The following is a 12,944-nucleotide window of genomic DNA, read 5'->3' as shown; positions in this document are numbered from 1 at the left end:
ATTTGCAATGTGTATATAAATAAAGAAGATTTAAACGAATTAGAGTTTCCGCAATTGCTCGCGGAAATTTCTCCATTTGCGTATTCTCCGAAAACAAGAGAGAAAATTCTTCAACTTCGTCCGATGGAAATTGACGAGGCAGAACTTTCATTGAAAAAAACGTCCGAATATTTGTCGAGTTTTGAAAGTTCAAATGCGATTCCGTTTGATGAATATGAAGATATTGAAAGTGAGCTTAAGCTAATGCTGATCGAGAATTACCGTCTTGAGAACAGCGCTTTCATCAGAATCAAAACCATCACGGAGCAAATTGGGAAACTGCAGAAATTTTTCCCAACGATGCCTGAAACTTTTCCTACCTTAATTCAGGATGTTTCTGGGTTGGAATTCAAAAAAGAAATTATTGATAAAGTTGATAAAGTTTTTAACCGTTTTGGTGAAGTAAAAAGTGAGGCTTCTCCAGTTTTAAAAGCGTTAAGAGCAGAAATTCAGATTGCTAAAAAAGCAATTACCGAAAATTTCAACCGCGCTTTATTCAATTATGGGCAAAGTGATTTCTTGGATGATATTCGCGAAACGATCATTGACGATCAAAGAGTGTTGGCGGTAAAATCTGCCTACAAGAAAAGAGTGGCTGGGCGAGTTTTAGGCCTTTCAAAAACGGGTTCTATCACTTACATGCAACCGGATTCTGTAGTAAAACATTACTTTAAATTAAAAGAAAGCGAAGAAGAAGAGAAAAAGGAAATCGACAAAATTCTGAGAAAGTTAACCTCAGAATTGGCAGAATTTCAACCTCAACTTTGGAGATATCAGAAATATATTTTTGACCTTGATCTTACGAGAGCGAAAGCAAAATTTGCAGAATTGATTAACGGAGTTTTACCAAAAATCAATCGTCATAAGACCTTAAAATTAAGAGAAGCGTTCCATCCTTTATTATTTTTAAGAAATAAAGCGGAAAACAAAACCATTTTCTCACAAACGCTGAGTTTAACGGATCAAAACAGAATTATCTGTATTTCCGGACCGAATGCGGGAGGAAAATCAATCACATTGAAAACAGTAGGATTGCTTCAATTGATGATTCAGAGTGGAATTTTGGTTCCAACTCATCCGAAATCCGAGATGTTTTTCTTTGATAAAATCATGACCGATATTGGTGACAATCAATCGATTGAAAATCACCTTTCAACTTATTCCTCAAGATTGAAGAAAATGGGCGGAATCATTCGTGAAGCCGATGCTAATACGCTTTTACTCATTGATGAATTTGGAACAGGATCTGATCCTGAACTGGGTGGCGCTTTGGCAGAGAGTTTCTTTGAATTTTTCTACGATAAAAAGAGTTTTGCGATCATTACAACCCACTACACCAACATTAAATTGGCGGTAGAACAACTTCCGCATGCTCAGAATGCGGCGATGCTTTTTAATGAAGAAACGCTTGAACCGATGTATAAATTGGAAGTCGGACAAGCGGGAAGTTCATTTACTTTTGAGGTTGCCGAGAAGAATAAAATCCCGAGATTTATCATTCATTCTGCGAAGAAAAAAGTGGAACATGATATTGTAAATCTGGATAAAACGATTGTAAAGCTTCAGCAGGAAAAATATGAAGTTGAAAAACTGAAAACCGATCTTGCCGAAAGAAAAGAATCTGTGGAAGACAAACGTGATAATCTTCAAAAACTGAATGAACAGCTTCAACAAAAGTTATTCAATTTCCAGAAACTGTATGAAGAAGAACATCGTAAACTTCAGTTCGGAACCAAAATTGAATCTTTTATCGACAGTTACGTGAAAGGCAAATCGAGGAAAGATGTGGTAAAAGATTTTGTGAAAATTCTGGAACAGGAAAAATTCAGAAAAATTGGAGCTGATAAAGATGAATCCAAAAGACTTCAGGTTGTGAAAAGAAAAATCACGCAACAGCTGAAGAAAGAAGAAGTGATTGAAAAAATCACAGAAACCAATGAAAAACTGGAAGAAAAACGTAAAACCGACCGCGCGCTTTGGATGAAAGTGGGACAACGTGTGAGAATTTCAGGAAGTACGAGTGTCGGAACGATTGAAAAAATTTCGAGGAATAAAGTGATCGTGAATTACGGAACGTTCAAAACCACGATTGATGCAGATGAACTGGAAAGAATTTAAATTTCAACAATGACGGTAGAAACACGAATCGTTTTTAAGGATTTTTTACTATTCAACCTAAAAAATTCATTAATACGAATCATTATATTTCCAATAATTGCATTGATATTCTTTGGAATCAATTATTATAATACAGATAATGATAACCGGGAATTTATGGAATCTGCTTCTGTCTGGCTGTTGATCTTTTTTGTATTTATTATCATTCGAACGTATTTTAGTGTGAGGAAAATTTTTTATTCAAACCAAATGATTCAGGAAAATATTTCTTATACGTTTACAAATGAAAATATTCAATCCAAAGGAGAAACCTTTGATTCAGAATTTGCTTGGAATACGGTCTATAAAGTGAAAGAAAAGAAAGACTGGTTTCTGATCTACCAAACGGCTCAGATTATGAATATGGTTCCGAAAAAGTTTTTCACGAAAGATCAGATTTTAGAATTCCGAAATATTGTGAAAAATAATAAAATACGGTCAAAATTAAGAAACGATTAATTTAAAAATAAAAAGAGAGTGTTTATGGGCACTCTCTTTTGTTATATTTACTTTTTAATGAATTTTAATTGAACTGACTGATCTTTATCTTTTACATGAAGAAAATAATTTCCTCTTGTCATATTGTGCAGATTAATTTTATTATTTAAGGCCGTTCCTTCCTCTACTTTTTGTCCCAAAACATTATAAATTTCAAAATTTGCATTGGTGGTAATTCCTGAAACATGAAGAATGTCCGAGGCTGGATTGGGATAAATCGTCACTTCATTTTTCTTGCTGGCTTCATTTGTAGATAAGAAACTGCTTGAGAATGTAATTCCGTAATCTTCAACTTCGCCCTCTGCGAAAGTTCCGCATCCGTTACTGACAATTTCCGGCGACACAATAACCCTCATAGTCGTTCCGCACATTGGGCTATTCGTTCCTGTAAATGCAAGTACCGGAATGTTAAATGAGCTCGTTACAATAGGCGCTGTTCCGGAATTCATATTCAATACCATTTCTGAATTATCAAAAATTCCATTCGCATTAAAGTCTATCCAAGCCTGTACTCTAAAAGGAGTTGGCGTGCCATTCCATGTTCTGCTAACGGCCAATGTATTCCCGGTAGTTCCTACATTAGCAGTGATGTGGCGCGCTGGATCTAGGCGGTAATCTGTATAGAATGAAGCTCCGGAATTGCTTACCATAGCCGGAAAACCTGTCGCATTGAAGGTAATATTAGAAATATGCACCACATTATTATTAGTGGAATTGCTTGCGCAGTAATTTAATGAGGTTGTGAAAATAATAGGTTCCGACCAAGTTCCTACCACAGAACAGATTTTAGCTACTTGCACTTCATACGCTGTGCAAGGTGTTAATCCCGTCATTGTAAAAGAAGACAGCCCCGTTATAGAAGTAACTACAGACCACGTTGCTGATCCTACCATTCGAAATCTTACTATGTTTTCAGGAGTATTGGGATCGGAAGTCCAGGTTACGGTTCCAGTTGTGAGCGTTACATTGGATACCTGAACATTCAGTGGTACGTTGGTATCACAGAAAAAAGCAGATTCCGATTCTTCTGTAAGTTTAATTTTGCTTTGAAACAATGAAATTCCGGATAAAAACAGGAATAAATAAAGTAGATTTTTTGTCATATTTTTCATGGTTTTAAAAATTCACTTAAAAATAACGTAAAAATTTCAAAATTTTATTACATTTTTGCCATATAAATTTACATTTCATACATTTATCAGCATTTTACATTTCCACTTTATTAAAAAAATTTTCATTTTTAGTTCTAAAGAAAAAAATTGACTGTAATTATGTTTACAGACTATTTTCAAAATAAAAAAGGCTGCCTATAAAGACAACCTTCTGACTATTTATAATTTCTGAGCTTAATTTCTATCTTCTAAATTTTCAAATTTAGCATAAGAAGATTTTAGGTGATGCAGCTGATCAGAAACCAATCTCGTGCTTTCAGGGCAAAGATCTCCGCTATCAAGTGCACTTTGGTAGGCATCAATCGCAGCATTTTCTCCGAAAACTACGTTTCCAAGAGTAGAATCATCTTTGTCTCCCGAAAATGAATTCTTCACATCAATCCATGCTCTGTGAATTGCCCCAGCTGTACTTGTCGTATTATCTGCTTCTCCTCCTTTTTGGTTAATTAAACGAATCAAATCATTTTTCATGGTCTGAGACTGTGAAACCATTTGATCGTAATCGCTTTTAAGCCCCGAATGGGTATCCCAAACTTTGTCTTCTACTTTAGAAAATCCTTCAATTCTGTCGTTGGTAATGTTCAGCAGATCATTCAATACTGATACTGTTTTGTCGTTGTTCATATTAAATTTTTTGGTGTGTTATACATTTTACAATACTGTATCGTAAAATTTCATGATCAAGAATATACAACTATAAGACCACTTTTTGCCATAAAAGGCAGGTGTGGTATCTAAAGTTTTAATTTTAAAATAAAAGCTTTTTTAGAGCAGTTCTTGTTTATATAAAGAATATTTTAGCTATTAATTCAGATAAAGTATAATTTTACAATCTTAAATAACCAGCTCCAATTGAGAATTAATGACAACGAAATTTCCAACAATAAACAGTACACTTTGCCCCAACGAACTTGGTAAACTTATTCAACAAAAATATGGTCTAAGCGATAAAACGGAATGCAAGATATTCCGACTTGCGATGAATCATTTATACATTGTTTTTGATGGTGAAAACAAATATGTCTTTAGAGTGTACACTCATAATTGGCGAACAAGGCTGGAAATTGAAGAAGAATTAAGGCTTTTAACATTACTAAAAGATGCGGGGCGACAAGTTGCTTTTCCAATAGCTGATGAATCGAAACAATTAATTTAGGAAATTGAAGCATCGGAAGGAAAAAGATTTGGGGTTCTATTTTCATATGCGAAAGGTGTGAAAACGGCAAAATTTTCACCTCAGGCAAGTTTTCTAATCGGACAGGCATTAGCCAAAGTTCATCAATCGACTGAAAATATCGAACTGAAAAGAATGCCTTATACTGTTGAAAATTTACTTACAAATCCTATTTTAAAAACAAAAGAATTTTATAATACAAACATCAGCGAAGTTCAATTTTTAGAATCACTTTCAACTTTTTTAAAGCTAAAAATGGAAAGTCTTGACAATAATAAAATCAGATTTGGAGCAGTTCATCTTGATGTTTGGTTTGATAATCTGCATATTAACAACGAAAAAGAAATCACTTTTTTTGATTTTGATTTTTGTGGAAATGGCTATTTATGTTTTGATATTTCTTACTTCTTATTTCAGTTATTTTCAACTCATTTAAACGAAGAAGAATTTCAAATAAAAGCAAACAATTTTTTGAAAGGGTATGAATCTGTGATTGAAATTAGCGATGAAGAAAAAAAGCTTCTTCCTTTCGGATGTTTAGCAATTATGACCTATTATATAAGTGTGCAATGCGATAGATTTGAATATTGGACGAATATTTTCCTGAATGAAGATCATTTAAAAAGGATGGTTGGGAATTTAAAGCGTTGGATGTCTTACCACAAAATTGAAATTGAATAGCAAACAAACTTAAAAAACTAAAACTAATATATGAAATTTTCAAGCGATCTCGTAATTTATGATTTAGAAGGAAGTTGCAAAACTTTTGGAAAAAATGAAATAAACGAAACTAATATAATAGAAATTGGTGCTGTAAAGCTAGACAAGAAAACTTTTGAAATAAAAAGTGAATTTTCTATTTTGATTCTACATCTGGAATTTCACTTGAAAGAGTGCTAGAAAAAATGAATATAAAAGAAGATTTTAAATTTCACCGAGCATTAGATGATGCAAAAGCAACAGCATTAATATTGCAGCAAATTCTTAATGAAAAATAATTGACTATTGTGATTTACCCGATTTTTGATAATTATTTAAAACAAATTAAAGATTTAAAAGAATTGCAACAGTTTAATTATCTTCCGAAAAGTATTTAATTTATATATTTGAACAGTCAAAAAAATTTCATGATGATTTCCGTAAAAAAGGCATTGTATTTATCTGTTTTCAGTCTGTTTTCTTTAGCTTCTGTAAAAGGGCAAAATAAAGTTCCTTTTGGAGTGGTAAAAGCTCAGGAAGGTTATGCGATGGTACGCGTTCATAAAGATGATTACAGAAAAATTATCGATAAAATTCGCATGAAAACAGGAGATGTTTTTGTTTACGTAAAACCTGCACCGGGAGAAACAGAATGGATCTGGATAAAATATCCTGAAAAACAAGATTCTGAAAAGCCTTTCGTAAGATACGATAGCCTGAATAAAGAAGGAATGGTAAATAAAGAGCGTGTTGCATTTATTGATCAGCTTCCGAAATTTACGCCTTCAAAATCTAAAAACGGAAAATCATTAATTTTTACAGACGAGACTAATCAGAAAATTCCGACTAACCAGAGAACGAAGGTTATCATTGATGTTTACCCTTCGTATGCTCATCTTAAAAGACAGGAAAAAGATGCCAGCGGGAAAATTTTGACGGTTGATAAAGTAAAACCTTGGGGAATTGGCAATGAAATCCCTGAAGGAATGACGGAAATAAAATCTATCCGAGTACAACAACCCGGAAGAGGTTCTGTATTTGTGAGAGATGCGATTAAAAATTTGTTCCAGCCTTCTATGGATTTTGAAAATATCGGAGTAACCGCTCTTGATGACGATCATATTTTCCTTTATATGATTAATGGTTCCGGTGAAAATCGTTATACCACCCTTTGGAGCATCAATAAAGGGAGAGCCATTAATCAAATAATTTATAATAATCCGGAATAAATCTTATTTTCTACTGTTTTATCCTTATTTTTGCACCCGGAAAAGCCAATCGCTTTTTCAGAAATCGGTTCTGCTTAATTGCAGATTAAAAGAGAATCGTGTGAAAATCACGAACTGTCGCGCAACTGTAAGTAACTAAAGTCTTTATCAAAAGTCCACTGTTTCGTTATCAGGCGAGATGGGAAGGAGATAAATGATGTTACGAGTCAGGAGACCTGCCTATTTTTTAAATAAAAAACTTTCGCGATTTGAAGTTTTATTGATCTAATAGATGTTTCAGGAATTTCTAAGGTTCCTGTGATTGTTCTGTTGTTTGATACTATTTCATTTCGCCTTAATTTATAATGAAATATGACTACAGAAGAAAGAATTGAAGCATCCGTAACCAGAATTTTTAAAGCGGTTTTCCCTAATACAACCAATCATTACGATACGCTTTTCGGAGGTACTGCCATGCAGTTGATGGACGAAGTGGCTTTTATCACCGCGACCCGATTTGCCAGAAAACGCGTGGTAACGGTAAGCAGCGATAAAATTGATTTTAAAAAGCCTATCCCTGCAGGTACTATCGTAGAATTGGTAGGAAAAGTTTCTCATGTAGGAAAAACGAGTATGAAGGTAAATGTTGAAATCTACACCGAACAAATGTATTCTTATGAAAAGGAAAAAGCGATTGTTGGTGATTTTACTTTTGTAGCGATCGACGAATTCAAAAAACCAATTCAAATACTATAAAGAAAAGGCTCGGGCGGCCTTCGGCCGCCCGAACCCAATATTTTCAAATGTTTTTTAAAGCAGTTTCGGCGAGCCAAAGGCTCGCCGAAACTTTTATATTTTTTATTTATCACGAATTTCACGAATGATGGTGTATATTTTTTATGTAATTGAAAATTAAATATAATCATCTGTAAAAATCTGCGCAATCCGTGGGAAAATAAGATATTCCGTTAAAAAATTATCTCAACACCTTTTCAGTTTCCAAACTCAAATTCAATAATGTTTGGAAAGCCTCTCCCATTTCATCAGAAGCTCTGCTGATGGCGTTTTCCAACATATTTCGGATTTGTTTTTCAGTAACTCCGGCTTCCGTCCAGCTTTTTCCAGAAGTATGCGAATTCAAAATAAAAGGCATAATTCGGTCAATTGCACAGGCAAAAATAGCATCCGGAGTTTTTTCCTCTTCAAATTCAAGCCAAAGATTGAAAAACTCAGTTCTTAAAGGCTCATCTAGAATTCCGAAAATGTTTTGAGCAGAAACTTTCTCTCTTTCAAACTTACCAACCATTCCCGCTTCATCAAAAAGAAAAGTATCACCCGCTTCAATTTCTACCAAATCGTGAATAGAAAGCATTCTGATCACTCTCAACAAATCAATATCCGCTCTGTTTTTTGCATACGGGAAAAGAATTTGAGCCAAAATAATAATCTGCCAAGAATGTTCCGCTGTATTTTCTCTTCTGGAATCATCTGCATTGTAATTTCTTCGTTGTACGTTTTTTAAGGCATCAACTGCCAAAATAAAATCGATCTCCTTCTGTATCTTCATTATCTGTTACTTATAATATTCATCAATTGGATAATTTTTAACCGTTTTTATCCATTTATCATCTTTAAATTCCTTGGTTGTTACAATCACTCGCTCACCGCCACTCGCATCTTCTTCCACTTCATATACTTTCACCAAACCTCGGTTGGGAATAACAGTAAATTCTGTAATATAATGCATTGCCGCTCCCGATTTCGCATAGGTAATCAATCGCTTCCTTTCATGATCTACTTCAAACATACCAAAAGAGTTGCTGGCAAGATCGGTAAGCTCTTCACTAGGCACAAACTTTTTCTTGGTAACATTGTAAACATATACATCATAAGAAGCTGCTCCGTAATTTCCCAAATTTCCGTTTCTTACGGCAACATCTTCAGTTCCGTCGAAATTAAAATCATCAAAAATTAAAGGGCCATCTGAAACCACATTTTTATCCAATCGAACGGTTTCTCCCTGTGATATTTTATTATTCTGATTTAAATAAAAAACTAAATTCTCAGAAGTTAACGTTTGTTCGACTTTCGAACCATTTTTTTTGAATAAATCAATAACCGCTTTACCTCGACATTCGTCCCCCGAACAGTCTTCCATCGTAATTTTTGCATCATAATAAGCTGAAGCATCTTTCATTTCAAACTTATATTGAGCAAAGCAACTTGTTCCAACTAAAATAAATGGCAATAAAAATTTAGAATATATCATAATTGTGTTTAAATAAAATTTAAATTCTGGCTAGATTAATAACCCAATTTCCTGCCAAAAATACAAAATTTTGAAGTCTTTTACACTTTTTTTAAGTTGAAAATCAAAATATGCAAAATCTTAATTAAAATTTATTTAATTGAAAATCAATAATTTAAATATTATATTAAAAAAATTACACTACTTTGTATTGCATAATACCATTTTATTTACATATCTTTGTAATGTAAAATCCAAATAGGTTCATCTAGCTAGGAACTGAAATAGATTTTAGATATAACTAATTAACAAAACTTATTAAAGATGAATACTGAAAATACCAAAGCGCAAATGCGAAAAGGCATTCTGGAATTCTGTATTTTAAGTCTCATCAATCATCGTGAAATGTATGTTTCCGACCTTATAGATGAACTAAAAAAAGGAAAACTGGATGTAGTGGAAGGAACCCTCTACCCTCTTTTAACAAGATTGAAAAACGGAGAATTTTTATCGTACAGATGGGAAGAATCTACCGGAGGGCCGCCTAGAAAATATTATCAGATCACAGAAAAAGGTAAACTGTTTTTAAATGAACTTCAAAATACCTGGAATGAATTGACAGATTCTGTAAACCAAATCACTCAAAAAAATTAAAAAAACAAAGCTATGAACAAAACACTCTCAATAGGACTTGCAGGTTTTTCTTTTACGATAGAAGAACATGCATACATAAAGCTTAGCGATTATCTGAATGCTCTTAGAAGCGCTTTGGATGCTTCGGAAGCAGATGAGGTAATGCACGACATAGAAATCAGAATGGTGGAAATCTTCAAAGATTCTTTAGGAAAACGCGAAGTCATCAACGATTCTGATGTAGAGAAGGTAATTGCACAAATTGGAACCCCTGAAAAAATAGAAGAGCAGGAAGAAGCTTATTATTCTGAAAAAAATACTTCGAAAAAAGGAAACGCTAGAACTGAATACAGTGATAAAAAACAATTGTTCCGTGATCCTGAAAAGCAGAAAATTGCCGGAGTATGCGCAGGTTTAGCTCAATATGTTGGAATGGATATTACAGCAATGAGAGCAATCTGGCTGGGAATTTTCATCCTGGGAGCTTTCACAGCGGCAGTTTCTTCAACATTGGTTTTCTTATTATATATTATTCTTTGGGCCGTTTTACCAAAAGCAGAATCTGCGGCAGATTTCCTGAAAATGCAGGGAAAGCCTATGAACTTCGACAATCTTAAGAATGAGTCTAATAAATTGGTGCAATTCGCTAATGAATCTACTCAGAGGGTCGGAGAAATATATATCGAAAACAAACCTTACATCAGCAATGCAAGCAGCGGAATATGGAATGTTTTTAAATATATCATTGGTTCACTTTTCGTTTTAATGGCGGTAGGAAGCATTGCAGGAATCTTCGCAATCATCGGGATTTTCGGAGTAAATGCAGATTTCCCAGGAGCTTCTGAAATGAAATTCTATATGGATGATAATGGTTTAGACAAAGTATTAACTGCTATCATGGTGGTTGGAGCTTTGATCCCGGCAATTATCTTCAGCTTATTAAGTATCAAAATTTTCTCTCCGAAAACTAAATTGAGAAATATCGGGTGGGTATTAGGAGGTTTATTCCTTTTATTAATCGGATTGGGTACTTACTTTGGAATCAGCATGGCGAAAAAAGATTTAATCTACAGAGGCAGCAAAGAAGATGTTGAAAATGTAGCCATCAATACAACTTCAGACACATTGTATGTAGATGTAAAGCAAGTAGTTATTCCACAAAACTTCAAAGGATATGACAGCGATATTTATTCTGATAAGAAAACAGTTTTCGAAGAAGATTATCCAGATGTAGATGTTGTAAGAAAATCTGATGTAAAAACACCTTATCTAATCATTAAAAAAGAAGGAAACGGATACAATGTTCCGGTACAAATTACGGTTCCTGTAGAGGTTGAAAACAATAAAGTGCTTCTTCCAAACTACATGAAGTATCCTTACGAGCACAGATTCAGAGATTACAGAATCAGCTATGAGCTTGTGGTTCCGCAAAGAATGGTGATTATTCCGGTAAATAAAGACAAAATTTATTTTGACGGAGATTTAGACGGAGACGGAATCAACGATAATGATCAGGATGACGACCACAGCAACAACGGAATCAAAATTGAGAAAAACAAAATCTCTGTAAACGGTTCTACGATTGAATACAGCTCAGACGATAAGGACAGTATTATCATCAATGGTAAAAAAGTTCCTGCTTCACAAGCTGATAACGTGATTGATTCTATGAAATCCAGCATCAAAAAAATGAAAGGAAATGTAGACATCAAGATCAAGGATGGTAAAGATGAAATTTCCATTAAAACCAAATAATAAACTTTAGAGAGTGGCAGAAGATGTGAATGAATGGTCAAAAGCTTGAAATTCACATTCTTCTTCTCTCAAAACTATCGAAAATAATTTAATTTTAAACACTGTATATCAGAAAATTATACTATCTTCGTACAAAATTAATAACCCAAATCAAAAACATAAACAAATGGTACAAGTAGCCTTAGAAATAGTAATGAAAATCGTAGATTTAATCAGCGGTTTGTTTTAAAGAGCAATAATATTTCAATATATTTGTAAAGTATAACCAAAGTTTGGTTATACTTTTCTGTTTTTAATACAAGATCTATGAAAAAACTAATTGGCAAAGCAATGCTAAAATTATTGGGCTGGAAGGTCGTTCTACAGGGCGATGCAAGCAGCCTTAACAGATGTATCCTTGTTGTGGCACCCCACACCCATAATATGGAATATATTTTAGGAAACCTTGCCTATTGGTCTTTGGAGAAACCCATCAAAATCATCATTAAAGATGCTCACACCAAAGCTTGGTATGGAAGTGTGGTAAGAGGTTTGGGAGGAATCGGGATCGACAGAAGTCAGAAAAACGACTTGGTAAACTTCGTTGCCAATCAGTTTGCAAAAGAAGACTTTAGTTTAGTAATTACTCCGGAAGGAACAAGAAGCTGGGTTCCGAAATGGAGAAAAGGTTTTTATCACATGGCTTTGGCGGCAAAAGTTCCTATCGTTTTGGCAGCCGGAGATTTTAAAAGAAAAATTGTTTATTTAGGATATACAATTCCTTATGAAAGAATTGCTTCTACTTCTTTTTCAGAAATTATGGAAGAAATTCAGAATTATTATATCAAAAATGATATTGTTCCGAAAATTCCTGAAAACTGGAATCCAAATATCATGGGAACTGAAACCAGCAACTAATAACTATCAACCAACAGATTTATGTATTATACGAAAGATAAAACGAAGGAAGAAATATTAGCATTTCTAAACAGTTGGGGCGGCGAGGTAACTTTAGCGAAAACGCTGGAAATAAAATTCATAGATATTGATCTTGAAAACGAAACCCTGACTGCCACGATGCCTGTTCAGCCTAAAGTTCATCAGCCTTTTGGTATTTTGCACGGTGGCGCAAGTTGTGTTTTGGCAGAAACAATGGGTTCTAGCCTGTCTAATATCTTCATTGATGGTTCTAAATATTATGGTGTTGGTACGAACATCAATTCAAACCATTTAAGAAGTAAAAAAGATGGAATTGTGACGGCTGTGGCAAGATTCATCAGAAAAGGAAAATCGATGCACGTTTCTGAAATTGAAATTAGTGATGAAAAAGGAAAACTAATCAATCACACAACAATGACGAATAATATTATTTTAAGATAATT

General features: G+C 34.0%; 15 protein-coding genes and 1 riboswitch. Of the genes, 11 read left to right on the top strand and 4 right to left on the bottom strand.

Annotation, left to right across the window (positions count from 1 at the left end; all coding sequences use genetic code 11):
• Positions 1-9: 9 nt before the first annotated feature.
• Both OXQ85_RS13620 and OXQ85_RS13615 read left to right on the top strand, forming a co-directional pair.
• A complete protein-coding gene (locus tag OXQ85_RS13620) occupies positions 10-2,157 on the top strand; it encodes a DNA mismatch repair protein MutS (RefSeq protein WP_267405220.1) in 2,148 nt (715 codons plus the stop codon).
• Between the two features lie 9 nt (positions 2,158-2,166).
• On the top strand, positions 2,167-2,655 hold the full coding sequence (locus OXQ85_RS13615; protein WP_267405219.1) for a YcxB family protein: 489 nt from the start codon (positions 2,167-2,169) through the stop codon (positions 2,653-2,655).
• A 47-nt stretch (positions 2,656-2,702) separates the two neighbouring features.
• Here the strand turns inward: OXQ85_RS13615 and OXQ85_RS13610 are convergent, their stop codons facing one another.
• Together OXQ85_RS13610 and OXQ85_RS13605 are read right to left on the bottom strand one after the other, a co-directional pair.
• Positions 2,703-3,797: a GEVED domain-containing protein gene (locus OXQ85_RS13610; RefSeq protein WP_267405218.1), complete on the bottom strand. Its 1,095-nt coding sequence runs from the start codon at positions 3,795-3,797 to the stop codon at positions 2,703-2,705.
• 243 nt (positions 3,798-4,040) lie between these two features.
• Positions 4,041-4,490, bottom strand: coding sequence for a PA2169 family four-helix-bundle protein (locus OXQ85_RS13605; protein ID WP_267405217.1), 450 nt, complete (start codon positions 4,488-4,490; stop codon positions 4,041-4,043).
• A 238-nt stretch (positions 4,491-4,728) separates the two neighbouring features.
• Between OXQ85_RS13605 and OXQ85_RS13600 the strand changes: the two genes are divergently transcribed.
• The 5 genes from OXQ85_RS13600 to OXQ85_RS13580 all read left to right on the top strand — a co-directional run bounded on the left by OXQ85_RS13600 (position 4,729) and on the right by OXQ85_RS13580 (position 7,703).
• Positions 4,729-5,022 (top strand): hypothetical protein, encoded by a 294-nt coding sequence (locus OXQ85_RS13600; protein WP_267405216.1) that lies wholly within the window; start codon positions 4,729-4,731, stop codon positions 5,020-5,022.
• 57 nt (positions 5,023-5,079) lie between these two features.
• Entirely contained in the window at positions 5,080-5,721 is a 642-nt protein-coding gene (locus OXQ85_RS13595; protein ID WP_267405215.1) for a phosphotransferase, read from the top strand.
• Positions 5,722-5,751: 30 nt separating this feature from the next.
• Positions 5,752-5,940, top strand: coding sequence for a hypothetical protein (locus OXQ85_RS13590; protein ID WP_267405214.1), 189 nt, complete (start codon positions 5,752-5,754; stop codon positions 5,938-5,940).
• Positions 5,941-6,170: 230 nt separating this feature from the next.
• Positions 6,171-6,968 (top strand): hypothetical protein, encoded by a 798-nt coding sequence (locus OXQ85_RS13585; protein ID WP_267405213.1) that lies wholly within the window; start codon positions 6,171-6,173, stop codon positions 6,966-6,968.
• A 48-nt stretch (positions 6,969-7,016) separates the two neighbouring features.
• Positions 7,017-7,206, top strand: a riboswitch (cobalamin riboswitch).
• 113 nt (positions 7,207-7,319) lie between these two features.
• Entirely contained in the window at positions 7,320-7,703 is a 384-nt protein-coding gene (locus OXQ85_RS13580) for an acyl-CoA thioesterase (protein WP_267405212.1), read from the top strand.
• Between the two features lie 220 nt (positions 7,704-7,923).
• On the opposite strand, the gene OXQ85_RS13575 is transcribed toward OXQ85_RS13580, so the two are convergent.
• Both OXQ85_RS13575 and OXQ85_RS13570 read right to left on the bottom strand, forming a co-directional pair.
• On the bottom strand, positions 7,924-8,514 hold the full coding sequence (locus OXQ85_RS13575; protein WP_267405211.1) for an HD domain-containing protein: 591 nt from the start codon (positions 8,512-8,514) through the stop codon (positions 7,924-7,926).
• A gap of 6 nt (positions 8,515-8,520) precedes the next feature.
• Positions 8,521-9,216, bottom strand: coding sequence for a hypothetical protein (locus OXQ85_RS13570; RefSeq protein ID WP_267405210.1), 696 nt, complete (start codon positions 9,214-9,216; stop codon positions 8,521-8,523).
• Between the two features lie 303 nt (positions 9,217-9,519).
• On the opposite strand from OXQ85_RS13570, the gene OXQ85_RS13565 reads away from it, so the two are divergent.
• The 4 genes from OXQ85_RS13565 to OXQ85_RS13550 all read left to right on the top strand — a co-directional run bounded on the left by OXQ85_RS13565 (position 9,520) and on the right by OXQ85_RS13550 (position 12,942).
• Complete coding sequence (locus OXQ85_RS13565) at positions 9,520-9,849, top strand: PadR family transcriptional regulator (protein WP_267405209.1); 330 nt, start codon at positions 9,520-9,522, stop codon at positions 9,847-9,849.
• A gap of 12 nt (positions 9,850-9,861) precedes the next feature.
• A complete protein-coding gene (locus tag OXQ85_RS13560; protein ID WP_267405208.1) occupies positions 9,862-11,583 on the top strand; it encodes a PspC domain-containing protein in 1,722 nt (573 codons plus the stop codon).
• 306 nt (positions 11,584-11,889) lie between these two features.
• The gene (locus OXQ85_RS13555) at positions 11,890-12,480 is read left to right on the top strand and encodes a 1-acyl-sn-glycerol-3-phosphate acyltransferase (protein ID WP_267405207.1); all 591 of its coding nucleotides are present in this window, start codon (positions 11,890-11,892) and stop codon (positions 12,478-12,480) included.
• A gap of 21 nt (positions 12,481-12,501) precedes the next feature.
• Positions 12,502-12,942: a PaaI family thioesterase gene (locus tag OXQ85_RS13550; RefSeq protein WP_267405206.1), complete on the top strand. Its 441-nt coding sequence runs from the start codon at positions 12,502-12,504 to the stop codon at positions 12,940-12,942.
• Positions 12,943-12,944 lie beyond the last annotated feature (2 nt).

This window comes from Chryseobacterium sp. GM_Chr_2 (assembly GCF_026540445.1).
Lineage (GTDB): Bacteria > Bacteroidota > Bacteroidia > Flavobacteriales > Weeksellaceae > Chryseobacterium.
This window is presented reverse-complemented; position numbering and strand designations above follow the sequence as displayed.